General features: G+C 38.1%; 19 protein-coding genes. 3 read left to right on the forward strand and 16 right to left on the reverse strand.

Going from position 1 to position 19,982, the window contains the following annotated elements; genetic code table 11:
- Nucleotides 1-404: 404 nt before the first annotated feature.
- Nucleotides 405-788 (reverse strand): SRPBCC domain-containing protein, encoded by a 384-nt coding sequence (locus ACSZOX_RS11475; protein WP_437920107.1) that lies wholly within the window; start codon nt 786-788, stop codon nt 405-407.
- 63 nt (nt 789-851) lie between these two features.
- Here ACSZOX_RS11475 and ACSZOX_RS11480 point away from each other — a divergent pair, with 63 nt between their 5' ends.
- Nucleotides 852-2,219, forward strand: coding sequence for a methyltransferase RsmF C-terminal domain-like protein (locus ACSZOX_RS11480; protein WP_437920108.1), 1,368 nt, complete (start codon nt 852-854; stop codon nt 2,217-2,219).
- Here ACSZOX_RS11480 and coaBC read toward each other — a convergent pair.
- Genes coaBC through ACSZOX_RS11495 form a run of 3 tightly spaced genes read right to left on the reverse strand, consistent with a single transcriptional unit; the run spans nt 2,214 to nt 4,702 of the window.
- Nucleotides 2,214-3,419 carry a bifunctional phosphopantothenoylcysteine decarboxylase/phosphopantothenate--cysteine ligase CoaBC gene (coaBC, locus tag ACSZOX_RS11485; RefSeq protein WP_437920109.1) on the reverse strand — a complete coding sequence of 402 codons (1,206 nt, stop codon included), beginning with the start codon at nt 3,417-3,419 and terminating at the stop codon, nt 2,214-2,216. The two genes, ACSZOX_RS11480 and coaBC, sit on opposite strands and share 6 nt — an antisense overlap.
- Nucleotides 3,420-3,422: 3 nt before the next feature.
- Nucleotides 3,423-3,752, reverse strand: coding sequence for a DNA-directed RNA polymerase subunit omega (locus tag ACSZOX_RS11490; RefSeq protein ID WP_437920110.1), 330 nt, complete (start codon nt 3,750-3,752; stop codon nt 3,423-3,425).
- Nucleotides 3,753-3,778: 26 nt separating this feature from the next.
- Nucleotides 3,779-4,702, reverse strand: coding sequence for an outer membrane protein assembly factor BamD (locus tag ACSZOX_RS11495; protein ID WP_437920111.1), 924 nt, complete (start codon nt 4,700-4,702; stop codon nt 3,779-3,781).
- 226 nt (nt 4,703-4,928) lie between these two features.
- Between ACSZOX_RS11495 and ACSZOX_RS11500 the strand changes: the two genes are divergently transcribed.
- Together ACSZOX_RS11500 and ACSZOX_RS11505 are read left to right on the forward strand one after the other, a co-directional pair.
- A complete protein-coding gene (locus tag ACSZOX_RS11500; RefSeq protein WP_437920112.1) occupies nt 4,929-5,204 on the forward strand; it encodes a NifU family protein in 276 nt (91 codons plus the stop codon).
- Nucleotides 5,205-5,260: 56 nt separating this feature from the next.
- A complete protein-coding gene (locus ACSZOX_RS11505; protein WP_437920113.1) occupies nt 5,261-5,908 on the forward strand; it encodes a hypothetical protein in 648 nt (215 codons plus the stop codon).
- Here the strand turns inward: ACSZOX_RS11505 and ACSZOX_RS11510 are convergent.
- The 12 genes from ACSZOX_RS11510 to polA all read right to left on the reverse strand — a co-directional run bounded on the left by ACSZOX_RS11510 (nt 5,905) and on the right by polA (nt 19,912).
- A complete protein-coding gene (locus ACSZOX_RS11510; RefSeq protein WP_437920114.1) occupies nt 5,905-7,143 on the reverse strand; it encodes an FtsX-like permease family protein in 1,239 nt (412 codons plus the stop codon). The two genes, ACSZOX_RS11505 and ACSZOX_RS11510, sit on opposite strands and share 4 nt — an antisense overlap.
- 3 nt (nt 7,144-7,146) lie before the next feature.
- Nucleotides 7,147-7,788: an MBL fold metallo-hydrolase gene (locus tag ACSZOX_RS11515; protein WP_437920115.1), complete on the reverse strand. Its 642-nt coding sequence runs from the start codon at nt 7,786-7,788 to the stop codon at nt 7,147-7,149.
- A 93-nt stretch (nt 7,789-7,881) separates the two neighbouring features.
- A complete protein-coding gene (locus tag ACSZOX_RS11520; RefSeq protein WP_437920116.1) occupies nt 7,882-8,475 on the reverse strand; it encodes a gliding motility lipoprotein GldD in 594 nt (197 codons plus the stop codon).
- Nucleotides 8,459-9,211: a shikimate dehydrogenase family protein gene (locus tag ACSZOX_RS11525; protein WP_437920117.1), complete on the reverse strand. Its 753-nt coding sequence runs from the start codon at nt 9,209-9,211 to the stop codon at nt 8,459-8,461. Before ACSZOX_RS11525 ends, ACSZOX_RS11520 begins: the two co-directional genes overlap by 17 nt.
- Nucleotides 9,208-10,617 (reverse strand): tetratricopeptide repeat protein, encoded by a 1,410-nt coding sequence (locus ACSZOX_RS11530; protein WP_437920118.1) that lies wholly within the window; start codon nt 10,615-10,617, stop codon nt 9,208-9,210. The genes ACSZOX_RS11525 and ACSZOX_RS11530 overlap by 4 nt, the downstream gene beginning before the upstream one ends.
- Before the next feature lie 206 nt (nt 10,618-10,823).
- Nucleotides 10,824-12,203 carry an OmpA family protein gene (locus ACSZOX_RS11535; RefSeq protein ID WP_437920120.1) on the reverse strand — a complete coding sequence of 460 codons (1,380 nt, stop codon included), beginning with the start codon at nt 12,201-12,203 and terminating at the stop codon, nt 10,824-10,826.
- A gap of 242 nt (nt 12,204-12,445) precedes the next feature.
- Nucleotides 12,446-13,459: an anion permease gene (locus ACSZOX_RS11540; RefSeq protein WP_437920122.1), complete on the reverse strand. Its 1,014-nt coding sequence runs from the start codon at nt 13,457-13,459 to the stop codon at nt 12,446-12,448.
- A 24-nt stretch (nt 13,460-13,483) separates the two neighbouring features.
- Nucleotides 13,484-14,131, reverse strand: a complete 648-nt coding sequence (locus tag ACSZOX_RS11545; RefSeq protein WP_437920123.1) for a DUF47 domain-containing protein — start codon at nt 14,129-14,131, stop codon at nt 13,484-13,486.
- Between the two features lie 83 nt (nt 14,132-14,214).
- Nucleotides 14,215-15,249: a sensor histidine kinase gene (locus ACSZOX_RS11550; protein ID WP_437920125.1), complete on the reverse strand. Its 1,035-nt coding sequence runs from the start codon at nt 15,247-15,249 to the stop codon at nt 14,215-14,217.
- Between the two features lie 54 nt (nt 15,250-15,303).
- On the reverse strand, nt 15,304-15,957 hold the full coding sequence (locus tag ACSZOX_RS11555; protein ID WP_437920127.1) for a phosphatidylserine decarboxylase family protein: 654 nt from the start codon (nt 15,955-15,957) through the stop codon (nt 15,304-15,306).
- Between the two features lie 41 nt (nt 15,958-15,998).
- A complete protein-coding gene (locus tag ACSZOX_RS11560) occupies nt 15,999-17,114 on the reverse strand; it encodes a toxin-antitoxin system YwqK family antitoxin (RefSeq protein ID WP_437920128.1) in 1,116 nt (371 codons plus the stop codon).
- 2 nt (nt 17,115-17,116) lie between these two features.
- Nucleotides 17,117-19,912, reverse strand: a complete 2,796-nt coding sequence (polA, locus tag ACSZOX_RS11565) for a DNA polymerase I (RefSeq protein WP_437920130.1) — start codon at nt 19,910-19,912, stop codon at nt 17,117-17,119.
- Nucleotides 19,913-19,982 lie beyond the last annotated feature (70 nt).

Raw genomic sequence — 19,982 nt, forward strand, 5'->3', positions numbered from 1 at the left:
CCAGAGCCGATGGTATTGCCGTAACAGGTGGGAGAGTAGGTCGGTGCCTAATTTTATACAGGCCCCTTCAGTGATAAACTGGAGGGGCCTTTTTTTATACACAGATTCCAGCTGCTACACAGCCAAAACTTAAGATCTTCCCAATAGGGAGGCCTTTCCTATGATCTTCTTAGAATTTATTCCTAGGTTTTAATATAAATTATTAAAATAGTAGGTATACGAGATGATATCGCGATATGAAAGCGAACGTTATCATAAAAGGCCGTCCATATGAGGACAGCCTTTTAATTTATATAAATTATGGTCTTTTTGTGCTATATTAACTGCTTAGGAAATGAATGGCTCTCTTATCCTAAGCGGTAAAGGTAATAGCGTAGGATAAGATTCTTTGACTACACGTAACGTTAGTCTTCCTCGTAAAATTCAATAAGAGAACTCATATATGTATTATCCCAACCGTCTATGATATCATCATAATCTTCATCGGGAATGTTTGTATGTTTTACCTCTACGGATGTTCCCTTTTTATGCTCATGTAATTTAATCGTCACTAGAGAGGGCACATTTTGTTCGCCAAAGTACCATTGTTGTACAATTTTTGTGTAAGGCTCCAGCTGTATAAATTTTCCCTGGATTGATCCATCCCACATACTGAATTCACCGTCTTCTTTTGGATCAATTTCTACAATATCTCCCGTCCAAAGCCGTATTGTGATTTCTGTTGTTAATGCTTTATAGATATCTTCTGGATTCGCAGGTACGATGTAATATTTTTTAAATTCTTTCATTTTCTCAATTTTGCTATTCCTTGCTTATTGTGGTAAATTTACAGAGAAATAAACGATAAAACGATGAGTAATTTTCTACCCAACGAGTTAGTAAAAAGACTAAGTGAGGATAAAGCTTTCGATACAGAAGCTTTTATAGAAGTTCACGAAAAATCAGATAGAATAACTTCAATTCGTTTGAATTCAAGAAAGAAAGTGGTGGCATCTTTTCCAAGGATGAATGACATACCTTGGTGCGATAAAGGCTATTATCTTACTGATCGTCCTATTTTTACCTTAGATCCGTTATATCATGGGGGATCTTACTATGTGCAAGAAGCTTCTTCGATGTTTATCGCACATATTCTCAAGGAACTTGGGCTCGTAAATAGGTCTGTAAAAGCGTTGGATTTATGTGCTGCTCCGGGAGGCAAATCTACGCTGATCAATAGTTATTTGGGAGAAGACAGTCTAGTTGTTTGTAATGAAGTTATAAAGTCGAGAGCAAATATATTGATGGATACGATGGCACGCTGGGGAACAGCCAATGTGGTTGTCACAAATAACGATCCTTCAGCATTTGGACGACTGCCCGGATATTTTGATCTACTAGTCGTTGACGCACCTTGTTCTGGATCTGGTATGTTCAGAAAAGATAGCGATGCTATCGATGAATGGTCTTTAGCAAATGTGAAGCTTTGTAGCGATAGACAAAAACGTATTCTAGCTGAATCCTTATCGTCTTTGGTTTCTAAGGGTTATTTAATTTATTCTACATGTTCTTATTCCGCTGAGGAAAATGAAGAGCTACTCGATTGGGTCTGTTCTACTTATGATTTTGAATCTGTTAGGATAGATATAGATCCTGTTTGGGGAATAGAGGAAACACTATCAGCAAAGTCGAATGCATTTGGATATAGGTTTTATCCACATAAATTAGGGGGTGAAGGTTTTTTCGTGGGGGTTTTGAAGAAGCGTATGGAGCAAGAGTCTTTCACAAGAAAAAAATCTAAACCCGAAAAAAGCAATGTGCCTTTGAAAGAAATTGAAAAATGGATAGACGATTCCTCTTCTTTTTCTTCATTTATTCATGCTGATAATATTCATATATTTCCAAAGCTTTATGAAGAAGATTTAAAATGGTTGCAGAACGTGCTTTATATAAAGAATGCGGGAACAAGTATCGGTAAGTGGACTGGTCGTGAATTGATACCGTCTCATGAATTAGCATTGAGTTTATATATTAAAGATACATTGCCTTTTCAGGAGGTCGACCTCGAAACAGCAAGGCAGTTTCTTCGAAAAGAAGTTTTAGATAGGGAGAGTTTTAACGAAGCAGAGAATGGTTGGTGTTTGGTGCGTTATGAGGGGATTAACTTAGGTTGGGTAAAGTTGCTTCCAAATAGAGTAAACAATTATTATCCAAAGGAGGCTCGGATTGTAAATCTATAAGGTTTGCTGATGATTTAAGATAATAGTACAAATATCGTTGGCAACATCTTTTTTGCTTTTGAGGTCGAAATTTGTTAGTGAACCGCTTTTACTGATTACAGTTATTTTATTGGTGTCAACAGCAAACCCAGCACCCTGATCTTGCATAGAATTTAGGACGATGTAGTCAAGATTTTTTCTAGTCAGTTTACCTTTTGCGTTATCGAGTTCATCGTTGGTTTCTAAAGCAAAGCCAACCAGTGTTTGGTTTGACTTTTTAAGTGGGCCTAAGCTCGCTAATATGTCCGTTGTTTTTTTGAGTGCAATTTGGAAGTCTTGTTCCTTTTTTTTGATTTTTTGAGTGGCGACTTCGATTGGCGTATAATCTGCAACAGCGGCACTCATGACAATGATGTCTGACTCGAAGAAATACTTATTCGTCATTTGGAGCATTTCTTCTGCAGAGGTTACATTTTCTCGATGGACAGAAACCGGAGTCTGAAGTTGAGTAGGTCCACTGACAAGTGTAACGCTTGCCCCGAGTTCCTGTAGCCTATTGGCTATCGCATAACCCATTTTTCCGGAAGAATGATTTCCTATGAATCTTACAGGATCTATAGCTTCATAGGTCGGACCTGCAGTAACTAGTGCTTTTTTTCCTTTCAAAGGCTTGTCTAAGGTGAAATGAACAACCAATTTGTCGCAAATCTCCTCAGGTTCTGCCAACCGACCCTCTCCGAATAATCCACTGGCTAATTCACCTTTTCCAGGAGCAATTAAAATATTTCCATAAGAAATTAACCGAGCAACATTATTTTGTGTTGCAGGGTGAATCCACATATCGAGATCCATAGCAGGTGCGAAAAAAACGGGACATTTGGCGGAAAGATAAGTTGCTAAAAGTAGGTTATCACATATCCCATTCGCCATCTTTCCTAACGTATTTGCTGTTAAAGGTGCTAAAAGTAACAAATCAGCTTTTAACCCTAGTTCCACATGGTTGGTCCATGTACCATCTATTTTATCAAAATAAGTGGAGAGAACAGGGTTTTTAGATAAGGTTGCTAATGTTAAAGGTGTGATAAACTCCTTTGCATCGGGAGTCATAATTACCTGAACGTTTGCACCTTCTTTTATGAGGATGCGTATAAGCGAAGCTATTTTATATGCGGCAATACTGCCGCATACTCCAATAACAATATTTTTGTCTTTTACAGACATTATTTAGTCTTGCTCTTTCGCTGGATTTCTAAAGTAGACTTTGTCATTCAAAAACTCGTCCACAGCAACTAGAGAGGCTTTAGGAAGACGCTCGTAATGTTTAGAGATTTCTATCTGTTCTCTATTCTCGAAAACTTCCTCTAGATTATCGTTGTTACTTGCGAATTCGGCTAGTTTTCCATTCAGTTCTTCTTTAACATCTACGGCAATTTGGTTCGCTCGCTTAGAGATAACAACAATAGATTCGTAAATGTTGTCAGTTCCCTTATCCAACTGTCTCAAATCTCTTGTTACTGTTGAGCTTGGAATGGAAGTGTTCTTATTTTGACTCATTGTGTAATGTATTATAAATTTCTAATTTATTTTGAGGAAGAAGCTTCTTCTTTTACAGACTCTTCTTCTTTATTTATTCCTAATTCTTTTTGTTGTTCCTGACGAATTTTATTGATTTCATTCATCCTTTTTACAACATAGGCAATTTCTTTTTCTGCACTTGCCCGCAGATCATCAGCATCTTTTTTATACTTACTGTTCGGATAATTCTCTACAAACGACTGGTAATAGTCAATAGCTTCGTTGTAACGAGCTTCTTGACGATACGGCATACTGTTCTGAGCAAAGAGATATTGTGATTTTACGATCAGAAACTCGATTTCTTCTGCATATTTTGTGTCTGGGTATTCTCTTAGCATGCTTTCAAAAGCAATTACCGCTGCGCGATAGTCATCCGGTTGTCCCATATCAAAATATAGTTTCGCATTCGCATAAGCTTTTTGCTCAAGCTTGTCACGCAACTGTTGGATTAAATCTCCTGCTTCTTTCGCTTTTTCTCCATCTGGATATAAGTTAATGAAAAGTTGGAGCTCGTCAATGGCTTTCTTTGTATTTTCTTGATCTAAGGAAGATCGCGGAGAATCTAAATAAAAACAGTAGGCAGACATAAACCTGCACTCTTCGGCACGTGCGCTGTTAGGATAGGTTTGAGCAAAGTTCTTAAAGCTATAACGTGCCGATGTATAATCGCGTAGACGGTAGTTTGTATATGCCGTATAGTAATATAGATCTTCAGCTTCCGTTTGGCCACGGTACTTTGTCATTAAGTCATCAAAGAGGGCTAACGCTTTGGTATACTTCTTCTTCTCGTAGAATTTAACGGCTTCTTGATACTTCATTGCAATATTATTGCTAGCACGAAGTTTCTCGAATTTACTCTTACAACCACTTGCCATCAAAATCACCACCAAGCAAGTTATCAGGGGTACTATACGTCTATTTAAAAACATTTTACAAAGATACGTGAAAATCAAATAAGATTCAATTAAATTTTAGTGGCGCAATATAGTCGATATTCGCTCGTAAACCTACTTATTCCAAGGGCTTTAACATTCTTTAACCTTGCTTCTCCTATAGTTGTCAATGAAATGTTTAATTATCGACCAATGTTTTCACGTACCCGATTTTTTTTAATAAATTGACTATCTTTACATATTAATTAGTTTAGGAGAAAAAATGACATTACAAGAGCGAGTAGAACAAGCATTAGATACCATTCGTCCTTATTTGGAAACGGATGGTGGGAACGTTAGTATTGAAGAAATTACTCCGGATAATGTAGTTAAGTTAAAGTTATTGGGTACTTGCGCGAGTTGTTCGATGAGTATAATGACTTTCAAAGCGGGCCTTGAACAGGCTATTCGTAAAGCTGTTCCGGAAATTACTGGGGTTGAAGCAATCAACCTTACAGATATTAATGATCCAAATGCAATAACACCAGGACAGTTATAGGCTGGGTTAACACAATTTAACAGCCTTCTTTTTCGAAGATTGTATAAATTTGGGGCATGACAGGAAGAATCTTTTTCGTATTTACCATTTTTTTCTTATTTGCAGTAGCATTTGTCTGTGGGCAAGAAAAGAAAATTATTCAGTTTAGTGGATTGATTAGTTCGGTTGGGGGTGAACTTCCTGTGCCTTTTGTTACCGTTACAAATAAAAGCTATGCTAACCAAGCGCATGCCGCAGATAATGAGGGATTCTTTTCTTTCGTTGCTCATGTTGGCGACACAATCCGTTTTACATCAGTAGGATTTGATCCTGTAGAGTATATCATCCCTAACACGGCAACAGATAAACTGACGGCTAAAATTAATATGAAGAGTTTGGTGATCGAATTGCCGGCCGTCATGCCATTTCCTTGGGCTAGTATAGAGGAATTCAACCTGGCTTTTTTGGCTTTGGATGTCAACGATGATAATGCTTCTCGAATACATCGTAATTTATCCCCAGAAGCATTAGCTGCTTTATCCAAGGTGGTTCCACGTAGTGCGGAAGAAATCCAGACATTTAACTCTATGCAACGTCATATTAATATGACCAATAAAAATATAAATCAAAGATTTGCAAACCCGTTGTTTAGCCCTCTTGCATGGGGATCTTTTATTAATTCTATTGTAAAAGGCGATTACAGTAGGAAGAGATTGGAATATTAATCGTTTGTTCGAATACCCTCTTCTTTGATTTCACGGACGCTCAATAGTGAAGCAACATAGGATACCAAAGAAGAAACGAGCATAACCGTGATAAAAACAAGGAAAAAGTCCGAAGCCCGTATATCAACAGGGTAGATGTCCATGATCGAGTTTGCTCCTTCCCCCGTTCGGATAATCCCAAATTTTTCCTGTAACAGGCAGAAGGCCAATCCAATTGCAATACCAATGATTCCTCCAATAAACGCAATCATAATACCCTCATAGAAAAAAATACGTTGTATGAGTTTGTTGTTGGCCCCAAGGCTCTTTAAAATGATCATATCTTGTTTTTTATCAATGACGAGCATGGTTAGTGAGCCTATGATATTGAAGATTGCGATGACACCTATAACCGTTAGAATGAAAAATACAATCCATTTTTCTGATCGAATGGTTTTATAAAGTAGAGGATTTTGTTGTTCCCTGTTTTTAACAATAAAGTCAGCGCCTAACTGTTTTTGCGTTTTTTCTTGAAGGCTGGGTACTTGCGTCGAGTCCTTCATATATATTTCTACAGCAGAAACTTCTTCGTACTCGTTAAGAAGATCTTTTGCAAATTCAATGGGTGTTATAATTAAGTTGTCGAAGCCTTGATGATATTGTAGGATGCCACAAGGTGATATCTGTCGTTGATTAATATCATCCATAGGATTAATACTATTGGCTGAGCTACCTTTCCTTGGTGAGAATAATTGAATGTAGTTGTTATAACCCTGTATCGGTATGCGGAGGTTCGCTTGTACCTGCGCACCGACGAGTGCAAAGTTGACGCTATCTCGATAGATACCCAGATTTCCGGCATAAAGCATATTTTGGTGATTTGCTTCTGTAAGGCTTTTAGGCTCTACGCCTTTGATCTGCGCGATGAATTGTTGGTTGTTGTATTCTATTAAAACTTTGTCTTCTAATATCTCCGAATAACTCCGAATGTCTATATTATGGCGAAGATCCTGAAATACTTTACTTGATGCATTAAAAACTTTTCCTTTTGCCGGTTCAATACGTAGTTCGGGGGCAAAACTACTGTATAGCGACAGGATTAACTTTTCCATGCCGTTGTAAAACGACAATACAATAACCAATGCAGCACTGCTAACGAGCACACCGACGACACTTATCGTAGATATGATATTGATGGCGTTTAAAGATTTTTTTGAGAAGAGATATCTCCTCGCGAAGAAGAAAGGTAATCTCATAAACTATGCGCGGATGAAAGGATTCGTACGCTTTTCGAAGCCAACAGTTGTGGAAGGACCATGACCTGGATACACAATAGTTTCTTCGGGCAGGCTATAGATTTTATGGCGTATATTTGTCAAAAGCTGCTCATGGTTTCCTCCTGGTAAATCCGTTCGGCCAATACTATTTTTGAATAGAACATCTCCGCCAATGAGAAAATGTGCCTCTTCAGCGTAAAAACATAGGTGCGCTGGAGAATGTCCTGGAACCAGTAAGATTTTGAGTTTATGTGCACCAATGTTAATATATTGATTCTCTTCTAAAAATACTTCAGGTATGGGAGAGGTTTCATAACGTATGCCAAACATTGGGGCTCTATTTTCTACCGCGACCAATACCGGGACTTCTCCCTCGTGCAGCTGAGGAATTAAGCCAAATTCCTCAAAAACGAATCGATTTCCTAGAACATGATCGATGTGACAGTGTGTATTGTATAATGCGGTAGGCTTTAGTTTGTTTTCTTGGATAAAAGATAAAAAGATTTTTTCTTCCGATAAGGAAGACATACCCGGGTCGAAAATGGCACATGTACCTTCAGCGTCGAAAACCAAATATGTATTCTCCTGAAACGGGTTGAAAACAAATGAGTGTACGTTTAACATATTTCAAACTTAGATAAATTTAGCTTTATATACAACAGATTCATAATGCTCTTGAAAGAAGCTTTGTAGGCTTGTTTTGCTAAATATAGATTTCTATTTCCAACGAACGGTGGAAATCAGGTGTTCCACATCTGTTTTTAGAAAAGCTAAAACGGGTTGGATGGAATCAAGATTGGGTTTCTCATTAAAATATAAAGCTCCTCGTAGGTAATGCCTTGTACTATCGGATACGAAAAATTGGAAGCTTGATGCCGTATTGCCTTCAATCGTGTAGGTTAGTCCGAATACATCATTCTCGGGATAATAAATTTTTGCTTGGTCAATGGCAGTAGCTTTAGCGGTATGCTTAAATGCAAAGGTGCGGGCATCTTCAGTTAATTGTGTAAGGGTCGCATGAGGGCCAATCGCAAAGTAGCTAAGATGTAGGCGGGCGTTAAATTGCGGGAAGTCAATATTTTTCCAACACGGGTGCTGTTCTTTATCCGGTGTATCTGTTAAGTTTGCGTAGATTGGTCGCTCAAATGAAAAAGGACAGCCTATAGGCGCATCGGACACATATTGTGTCTCTGGAAAAACAATACGGAAGAAACCCCTTGGTTTTGGCGAATAATCAGTAGAGGTGCAGGATATCCCGAACAATAAGATAAAAAGGAAAATATAGTTAAAGCTCTTATTCCAATTCACCATTCCAGATTTGCCAATTTTTTTCAGCTTGTAACACAAGCATCTCATAGCCATTTTTTGTTTGTGCCCCGCGCGCTTTTCCTTGTCGAAGAAAAGCGGTTTCCTCTGGATTATAAATCAGATCGTATAGTAGATGATCGATTCCAATGCTTTCATAAGGAATTTGAGGAGCCTCATTTATGTTTGGAAACGTTCCTACCGGAGAGCAGTTTATGATCAGCTTATTTTCGGCAACTATCGCAGGAGTTAGTTCTTCATAGGTTAAATCACCATTTTCTTTTGTTCTGCTCACTATTTTAAATGAGATCCCGAGTTTTTTTAAGATGTAGTATACCGCTTGTGCAGCTCCTCCATTACCGAGCACTAAGGCTGTTTGATGTTGTTCTTGCAACAGCGGACGTAAGGAGAATTCAAATCCATAGGCATCTGTATTAAATCCTTTGAGATAAAGCGAGCCTGTTCTTCGTTCTATTTTGATACAATTAACCGCATGGATAGCTTGAGCCTCAGGAGACAGTTCATCTATTAAGTCCAATACATTCCTTTTGTGGGGTATTGTGACATTGAAACCGCAGAATTCCTTATCATTTTGATATAATGCCTTAAAATCCGACATGTTTTCAACCGGATACAAATCGTAATCTACGTCGACTATGCTCTCCTGTTCGAACTTATTCAGGTAGTATTTTTTTGAAAATGAATGTCCTAAGGGAAAGCCGATGAGGCCTAGTTTTTTCATGGGTTTTCTGTATATTTTCTAATAATATCAACAATTATCTTATTTCCTTGTAATTGAGGTAGATAATCGAATAAAATGTAGAATTTTTCTGGATTCGTTGCTAGTCCAAGTTCTAAGAAATTGAGTGCTTCGTTGTATTGTCCGTTTGCGAATAAATAGGCAACCACACGATAGTACAATTCAGAGGCCTCTGGATTTTGTTTAATGGCATCGGCCATGATATCAATAGCTTCAACGTATTTTCCCTGTTCGAAGTATATCGAGGAGAAGTCTAACCAAGCTTCAATGTCTGTTGGATTTAGTTCTACAACTTTATTGTAGGCTAATTCAGACTCCTCAAATTGATTAAGCTTATAGCGTGCATCCGCGATAGCAAACCAATAGTCAGGATTTGTATCGTCTAGGTCTAAGGCTTTTTTGTAAAAGTGTAAAGATTCAAAATAACGGTCGTCAAAGTCGAGAGTTACTCCAATTCCAAACCAGGCATCTGCCAGATTAGGATCTAGCTTTACGGCCTTTTTATAGTTTTCTCGAGCTTCTTCCATATGCTCGAGCTTCTCATAACATTCGCCAATAGCACAATAGACATCGGCGGTGGGAGTTTCATATTCAAAGCTCTGCTTATAAACGTCGATAGCCTCTGTAAACTTTTGTATGTTGACGAGGACATTACCCTTATTAAAATAAGCGGGAACAAATGACTCATTAATTAACATCGCATAATCATATGCGTCTAGGGCTTCTTCAAAGCGATTGAGTTTCTCGTAAACCATGCCTAAGTTAAACCAGGCCGCATAGGAATAGGGGTCTTTATCGATGTATTGTTTATAAAAATGAATACTTTCCTCTGATTTTTCGAGTATCTCGTAACAGAATGCAAGAGCATGTAGCGCATCATCGTTTTCCATATTTATCTCCAATGATTTTTTGAGATAGTTGACGGCTTGCTCATAGTCCCCTTTTAATTGATAAAGCTCAGCAGTTTGGAAATAGGCTTCGGCACTATCTTCACCTAATTCTATAGCGTAAAGGAACAATTCTTCAGCTTGTTCGAGCTCTCCTTGTAGAAGACATATATTTGCTTTCAAAAGGAAGATTTCACCGCTATTTGGTTCTAGAATAGTTGCTTTTTCCAGTTCGGAAAATGCCTTTTCAAATTGATGTGTTCTTGCAAAAAGTTGTGCTTTCTTTAGCAGAAAAAGAGTTTCATAGGGATGTTGATCGGTGGCATATTCTGCAACTTGAAGCGCTTTAACCGGATCGTTTTTGTCAATGTAATATTCGATGATGCTTTCAAAAGCTTTTGCATCAAAAAAGTATTGATCTTGATTTCGAAGCATTTCTTCGTATCGATCAACAGACAGTTTTTGTTCTTCGGGCGACCCAAATTCGAATTCTTCTTCCATATCACTCCTTTCTTAATTTATTAAAAATCGCTAGCATCCTCACTGTAGAAGAAATTTATAAAGAAAATGTGACTTCTTAGCGTTTTTGTTTTCCACATTTTCACATACGGCATTGCAAATATACTTCAAATAGTTGATTATAAATAGAAAAGCCGATTCTATGAATCGGCTTTCTTTTATTATGAAATAATTTTTACAAGCAAAAATTATTTTTTGATTTCTACACGACGGTTTTGAACACGACCTTCTTCAGTAGCATTTGAAGCAATTGGATTAGCTTCGCCATAACCGTTAGCAGAGATACTTGATGCAGATACGCCTGCATTTACTAAATATTGTTTTACTGCATTTGCACGGTCTTTAGATAAGTTCAAGTTGTAAGACTCAGAACCTTCTGCAGAAGCATATCCATCTAAACTTACAGATCCTTTAGCATCACGTAATTCTTTTGCTAATTTATCTAAAGTAGAGTAAGATTCAGTTTTCAAAACAGAACTATCGAATTCGAATTGAATAGGAGCGTAGTAAGCGCCTGTAGTTGCTGTTTGAGCAACAGGCTCTGGGAATTTGATTGGACATCCTGAACCATCTACTACAGTACCAGCAGGAGTTCCTGGACATTTGTCAAATTTGTCAGATACACCGTCACCATCAGAATCTTTGCTTAATTGATCAACAGTACCTTCTAAAGTAGATACACGTTGTTTTAATGCTTCAACTTCGTTGCGCAATGAAGGATCTTTCAATTCATCATATAATGTAGCAACAGGGTTTGTGAAAGTTAAACTTTCTTTGTCGCGCGAACCTAAAGTGAACTCTAGACCACCATAAATGTTGGAGAATTTACCGTTAGCATCCTTACGTGCTGGTCCATAAAGTAAATTGTCATCAGTGAAATTCATCGTGTAACCTAAGTTCAAGGCAACAACTTCAGATAATTTGAATTTAACACCTACCCCAACTGGTACGTAAGCTGCTAATTTATTGTCGCGGTCTCCAGTAGCTTCACGATCTCCGAAAATTTCTTCACCCCATTTTCCTTCGTTATTGTAAACTACAGTACCAGTGAAGTCATTGTTCGCATATTGAACAGGATTGTTCGCCAATACACCTAAACCTACCTTAGCGTAGAAGTTAACGGCATTTTCTCGTCTTAAGAAGTCAACAGTACCTAATTGGAATACACCATTTAAGCTAGCTGCCCAGTTAACACGAGTTTTTGCAGATTGAGCACCCAAAATATTCTCATCGGCAGGTCCTGAGACATCATGATTATACGTCTTAATAGAACCTCGGTTACCTTCCAATTCTAAACCGAATAAATGGGAGAATTGTTTACGAACAGTTAGTCCATAATATTCGCCAACTTTGTTTTGGAATAAACCTACTTTTTGTCCAAATGCATTTGATCCGCCAGTGATAACATTTGGCGTAGTGATACCGCCTTGGATACCAATAGACCAAGTTCTGTATTGTGATCTTCCACCAAATACAGTTGGAGTTTGTGCTTGGGCGTTCTCAGCAAAACCTAAAGCGGCTACTAAAGAAGCTGCAACAGCTGTTTTTTTAATTGTAGAATAGTTCATACTCTTGTTTTTAAGGTTATTAAAATTTTTAATTGTTTTCACTTTTCTATTTTAACATAACTTAACAATAACGGTGCCAAAAAATAGCAATGGATTAAAAAGTTCTGTCGACATTAACATTTACTGACATTCAGCAAAAATCTTCGCGTAAAAATATATAATTTAATTAAAGTATACAAATTTTTTGATCTTTTTCGCGTGTAAGTCAGTAAAAAAGAACAACATGTAGTGTAAATATTACATTATAGAATAAAATGAATAAGGGCTAAGGAGATTCCACCTAAGATGGCACTAACAGGGATCGTCAAAATCCATGCCCATAATAAACTAATAGTCACCCCCCAACGAACTGCCGATACACGTTTTACAACGCCTACCCCAATGATAGAACCCGTAATGGTGTGCGTTGTGGAAGCCGGAATACCAAAATGCTCTGTTATGCCTAAAGTTACAGCTCCCGCGGTTTCTGCCGCAACACCCTCAAGTGGGGTTACTTTGGTGATTTTAGTTCCCATCGTTTTTACAATTTTCCAACCACCACTCATCGTTCCTGCAGCAATAGCGATATAACAGGATAGGGGTACCCAAGCTGGCATCGCTTCAAAATCTGGTATCACTTGCTCCGCGATAAGGGCCGTCGCAATTATTCCCATGACTTTTTGGGCATCGTTTCCTCCATGTGCAAAACTTAATGCAGCAGAAGAAATTAATTGACAGACTTTGAACCACTTTTCGGCAATGGAAGGTCTTGAACGTTTAGCTAAGTTGATAATGATGAGGGTGATGATAACAGATATAAACATTCCTAGTATAGGGGCAAATACAATAAATGAAACGGTTTTCAAAATTGCACTATGATTTATCGCTTCAAGTGGGTTTACCCCCTGCATCCAAGCAAAGGCCATTCCAGAGCCTGCGAATCCGCCGATTAAGGTATGGGAAGAACTAGAAGGGATACCGTAATACCATGTAAATAAGTTCCAGGAGATAGCGGCTACTAGTCCCGCAAATATAACCTCTAACGTAATATAATCTTCGAGGACAGTTTTTGCGATGGTATTAGCAACTTTGTGATCCGTAAAATAGAAATAAGCAGCGAAATTAAATATTGCTGCCCAAATGACGGCCATAAAGGGCGTTAATACCTTAGTTGATACAACCGTTGCGATTGAATTTGCGGCATCGTGAAATCCGTTGATATAGTCAAAGGCGATGGCAAGAATGACAACGACGATCAATAATGTTGAAATTACCATAATTGTTATGCTTTCTTAAGACGCTTACGCATTTTTAACTAAAATACTCTCTAAAACGTTAGCTACATCTTCACATTTGTCTGTAGCATCTTCCATTGCAGAAAGTACTTCCTTGTTTTTAATTAGCGTGATAGCATCTTTTTCATATTCAAACAATTCGCCCACAGCTTTATCAAAAATATAGTCCGCTTTATTTTCCACGCTATTAATGCGTACACAGGAATCTGTAATATTACGGATGTTTTTTAAGTCTTTTAGTTCATTGATTGCTGTAGCCACATGTTCTGTAGCTTCTACAATTAAATCTGTAATCTCTTTCATTGGTTGGCTAGGCGTATGGACTTTATAGAGTTCCATACGGTTTGAAGCGCCTTGAATGAAATCCGCAACGTCGTCAAGAGAACTTGCTAAGGCGTGGATATCTTCTCGATCAAATGGCGTAATGAAATTTTTGCCAAGCTCTAAATGTATTTGATGCGTAATGTTATCGCCCTTATGTTCGAGGTCTTCCAACTGTTTATTCAGACTTGCGCGTTTGTTTAAATCGGTGGAATAAACTGTTTCTTGCAGCAGTTTTGCCATCTCGATAAGGTTAGCGCCTGCTTGTTCAAACAAAGGGAAAAATTTTTTATCCTTTGGAACGAAATACTGAAAAATGCTATTCAAAGACATAGTGTTTAATTTTGTACAAAATTATGAATGATATGTTAAGTTAGTGTTAAGTTTTAAAGTCTTGATGTAACAGAAATCTCATTTTAAGCATTTTTCGCTTGGTCCAATGTGAAACCGAATGTCGTTCCTATACCTTCTGTACTTCGTACATGAACATTCTGTTCATGCGCCTCCACAATATGTTTGACTATTGCCAAGCCTAGACCAGAGCCCGCTATTTCGCGCGAACGACTCTTGTCGGCTCTGTAGAACCTTTCGAATACGCGGGGAAGATTTTTTTCTTCTATTCCCAATCCGTTATCCGTCACTTCAATCAAAACTTGTTCAAAAAGCGGAAAAATAGATATACTGGTGTTTCCGCCTTTTTTTCCGTATTTGATCGAATTGTGAATAAGATTGATAAGTACTTGCTGAACACGCTTACGGTCGCCTCTAACAAATATGGGGTGATTTATTTTGCCTTTGTACCGGATATGAATGTCGTTTATGGCTGCCTTTCCTTCCAAATCTTCCATGCATTCTTTAATCAAAGAAACGATATCAAATTTTTCTATGGTTAACGAGATGATACCGGTTTCCAGTTTGGATATTTCGTCTAGATCCTGGATTAAAAAACTCAAGCGGTCAAGATTACGAGCAGCTTTTTCCAGAAAGTTTTTCGCAATATCAGGGTCGTCATCAATCAGACCATCCTGTAAGGTTTCAATGTATCCTTGGGTGGCAAAAAGAGGTGTTTTGAATTCGTGAGAAATATTCGAGAGGAATTCTTTTCTAAATTGTGCTTGTTCTTTGAGCTTATTAATTTCGGAAGCTTTTTGTTTTGCCCAGTCGCGCACTTCTTTTTCGGCATCGGCAATAGGGTCATCGGCAATATGCTCACCCAATGCATCCTTTAGATCTTTTCCCAGTTTCAGGTTATGGATTAGCTTATAAACATTCCTAATACGTTGGTAAACGAATCGTTCGAACAAATTGAGTAATACCACGAAACTAAAAAGCCCCGTGATTAAAAATATCAAGAAGGCAATACTCGGATTGTTTCGATGAAGATAATCTGTCAAAGCAATGGCTAAACCTATACTGCCAGCTATAAGGAGAATGAAAACTCTAAAAGTCATAAAAAAAGCTTCGTATAACGAAGCCTAAATTACAAATCTTGTATTAAAATAATGTTAAAATGTCGCTATCACTGTTTTTCCACCGACAACTTTGTCTCCGATATTCACGTTGACCGTTGTGCCTAGAGGTAGAAAAAGATCAACGCGGGATCCAAATTTGATAAAGCCAAATTCATCTCCTTGATTTACAGAGCTATCTTCTTTTACGTACCAAACGATACGTCTGGCCATTGCTCCGGCAATCTGACGGAATAAAACTTCTCTATTTTGTTTGTCTTTCACAACAATTGTCGTTCGCTCGTTCTCTGTTGAGGATTTTGGATGCCAAGCTACAAGGAATTTTCCTGGATGGTATTTAAAAAAGGATACGATTCCACTAATCGGATTTCTGTTGACATGTACATTGATGGGCGACATGAAAATAGAAACCTGAATTCTTCTGTCTTGGAAGTACTCGGTTTCGACGGTCTCTTCAATAACGACAACCTTTCCGTCTGCAGGACATAATACAACATTGTCATTAATCGTGATTTTTTTTAGGGGACTTCTAAAAAATTGCAGAATGACAACGACCAAGAATGCAGAAATTACATACAAAAACCATTGTATATACGATGGGGCATCGTAATAGTCTGCGATAGCGTTGATAATGAAAACAAATAATACAACGAGTGCTAAACTGGTATATCCTTCTTTATGAAATTTCATTTTGTATTTTTTTGCAAATATATAACATTCATTGAACTCCGCTAACGTTGTTCTTCTCTTTCGATTTTAAAGTTGTAAAAATTAAAGACTCCAGCTTCACTTATATTTAATTTGCCAGATATGGTTAAGGTATCTTCTATAGGCTCACCCTGATTGTTCAATGAAGGAAAGTAAAAAGGGATATCTTTTGCGATGATCTCTATGTATTTGTTAAGTGCTGTAATCTTCAGCGGGTGATTTAGCGTGATAATAGCTGGAGTACCATCCTTTTCCAGTGATACCCTGTAGGCGAAATCATCCTCCATATTTTGGAAACTTGGGTTTGCTCGAAATGCAGCATTGAATTTATCGGATAAATAAGCATTGAATCCGCTGTAATCATCAAATTTACAAGGTTTTGAAATTAATTTCTCCCCCAATAGGAAAGGGTTTGAAGGTACAATCGTTAATGGGATGCGATAAGGTGCGTCTAAAAAAAGATTATACCCTTCGGTGAGCGTTCCATCTTTATCATAAACCTCTTCGGTAAATAAGACTTTTTTTTCTTTATCATCAACCATATTTGTTGTCCAATAACCCGCAGGGAGACCATTTTTTATTTTGCCTTTTCGTTCAAAGAAAGGGAAACCATACTCATTGTAAAATTCGAAGGGCATTTTAAACTGATAATTCCCTTCGCCAGCAATTACACGTTGTCTTCCCAAGCGATCCCAGAATTCAATCACACGTCCTGTCGGTTCATCATAATTGATGGTTAACATAGGCTTTTCATCTGGATAATAATATTTCCAATCGCCAATAGGTTTGTTTTCTTTGAATGCAACTTCCCATTTTAGTTTTCCATTTGGATGATAAGCCTTAAAGTTCCCTTCCTTAACACCTTGATTGTAATAGCCCGTTAATATGATTGTACCCTTATTGTCGAAATCTTTAAATTCTCCATGAAAAACATTTTTCGATACAATAAACTGGGAGAGACGTTCAATGGACTTAAATCCACAATCCTTATCCACGAGGTAATAATGGTTGTCGTAGTAGAAACGAACCATATCCAGTGGGGCCTTTTCGAAAAGAGTATCTCTCTTAGATGGATCTACTTGCCCCCAAGCGGAAGAGGAGATTACGATGAATACTAAAAATATGTTTACGAGTTTCATGATTAATGCGCTTCTAACCAGTTGCTTCCTTCTCCTATTTCTACTTCGATAGGGACCTTCAACGCGATAGCATGTTGCATGCGATCTTTGATGATTTCGTTAAATTGTTTTATTTCTTCTTTTGGAACATCAAATACAAGCTCATCATGTACTTGCATAATCATTTTTCCTTTCAATCCTTTCTGTTTAATATCACGCTGAATATTTATCATCGCGATTTTAATCAAGTCGGCAGCTGAGCCTTGTATAGGGGCATTTATAGCATTTCTTTCTGCAAAACCTCGAACAGTCATGTTGGCCGAATTGATATCTCTTAGATAACGTCTGCGTTTCAAAATGGTTTCTACATAGCCATTTTCTTTCGCGAACTCAACGGCTTTTGTCATGTATTGGCGAATTCCAGCATACTGTGCGAAATATTGATCAATCATTGTTGCGGCCTCCTTCCGGGCTATTCCCAAACTTTGAGAAAGGCCAAACGCTGATTGCCCATAAATAATACCAAAGTTCACGGCTTTAGCATTGCGACGTTGATCGGATGTTACTTCCTCAAAAGGAAGTCCATATACGCGCGCAGCAGTTGCACGGTGGATATCGTGTCCCGCTTGGAAAGCATCCAGCATATTGCTGTCCTCACTGAGCTCCGCAATTAATCGTAACTCGATTTGAGAATAATCGGCTGAAAGTAAAACATGGTTTGTTTCTCGAGGAATAAATGCTTTTCTAACTTCACGTCCTTTCGCTGTCCGAATCGGAATATTCTGTAAGTTGGGATTGGTAGAGCTTAGGCGACCAGTGGCTGCCACGGCCTGATTGTAAGAGGTATGAATTAATCCTGTAGCATTATTTATTAATCCCGGAAGAGCATCTACATAAGTCGATTTTAATTTCTGTAGTTGACGAAAATCGAGAATATCTTGAACGATGTCTGATTTATGGGCAAACGTCATTAAAACGTCTTCTCCTGTTTTATACTGTCCAGTTTTTGTTTTTTTAGCCTTTGGGTCTAATTGCAATTTATCAAAAAGAACTTCGCCTAACTGCTTTGGTGAAGCGATATTGAACTGAACCCTCGCTTTTTCGTATATCGTCTGTTCAAGTCTCTTGATATCCTGTTCTAACGATACAGAAAAGATCTTTAATGTTTCTACATCTATTTGAACGCCGTTTTTTTCAACATCTGCTAGGACGTAGATTAGAGGGAATTCGACCTCTTGTGCAAGTTTAAGCGTTTGGGTCTCCGCAAGTAAAGGTTTGAATACTTCATGGAGTTGCCATGTAATATCAGCATCTTCTGCAGCATATTCTTTTACCTGTTCAACGGGGATATCCCGCATATTGAGCTGTCCCTTACCTTTTGGTCCGATGAGTTCTGTTATCGAGACAGGTGTATAGCCTAAGTAGGTCTCGGCTAGAATATCCATATTATGTCGCGTATCCGGATCAATTAGGTAATGCGCAATCATGGTATCAAAGAGTGGCCCCTGTACGTTGATATTGTATTTTGATAATAGAAGAATATCATATTTGATGTTCTGTCCCACTTTTTCAATCGCTATATTTTCAAAAACAGATCGAAAGATTTCTATTGTCGCTTTTGCCTGTTCAAACGTAAGGGGAGTAGGGACATAATATGCCTTTCCTTTTTCAAAAGAGAAAGACATGCCTACGATGTCTGCCGTTAGCGGATCCAAAGAAGTAGACTCCGTGTCGAAACAGAAACTATTTAATCCACCGAGTAAAACCGCAAGTTCCTGCTGCTCTTGCAACGTGTCTACTAGAATATAGTCGTGTGCTGTATTATGAATATTTAAACTCGGGACAATGGGCTCTATTGTTTCTGTAGGAGTGTTCTGTATTTTGTCAACAGGTGCAAACAGATCCATTTGTCCACTGTTAACTTTCGTATTGCCTTCTAATATGTTAAAATCATCCCCAAATACGCGTTTGCCTAGCGTGCGGAATTCTAGCTCAGCAAATAGAGGCTCTAGTAAAGAGCGATCGGGCGATTTGATCTGGAATGCATCTTCGTCGAGTTCAATAGGGACGTCTAAAAGTATGGTTGCCAGTTTTTTTGAAATTAAACCTTGAGCAGCGAAGGTTTCTACGTTTTCTTTTAATTTTCCTTTGAGCAGATGACTATTCTCTATAATACCTTCTACGGAGCCAAAGTCCTGTATCAGTTTTTTTGCAGTTTTTTCACCAACTCCAGGTATGCCAGGTATGTTGTCAACGGCATCTCCCCAGAGTCCCAGGATGTCTATAACCTGACAGACATCTTTAATTTCCCATTTTGCAAGAATTTCTGGAACCCCCAGTGTTTCTGCTCCATTACCCATACGGGCAGGTTTATAAATAAAGATGTTGTCCGATACCAGCTGGCCAAAATCTTTATCAGGAGTCATACAATATACTGTAAAGCCAGCTTTTTCAGCTTTTTTTGCTAAAGTCCCAATGATATCATCGGCCTCGAAGCCATCTTTCGTAATGACGGGTATATTGAAGCCTTCTATTAGACGGTGTATATAGGGAATAGAAGTTGCTAGATCTTCTGGCATTTTCTCGCGGTGGGCTTTATAAGCCTCAAACTCGAGGTGACGATTCGTTGGTGCTTCGGTGTCAAATACGACGGCTAGATGTGTGGGTTGTTGGTTTTTTAACAGCTCTAAAAGGGTGTTCGTAAACCCCATAATTGCGCCGGTATTTAGTCCATAAGACGTCAGGCGCGGAACCTTGTTCAATGCGAAATAAGCTCTGTATATAAGAGCCATGCCATCTAAAAGAAATAATTTTTTCACCTATATATATTTTGTTCGTCTATGACAAAGGTAGGAAAATAAAGAAAGTAAGCTTATTGCTTTGTTTTAA

Source organism: Sphingobacterium sp. LRF_L2, assembly GCF_965644235.1.
Lineage (GTDB): Bacteria > Bacteroidota > Bacteroidia > Sphingobacteriales > Sphingobacteriaceae > Sphingobacterium.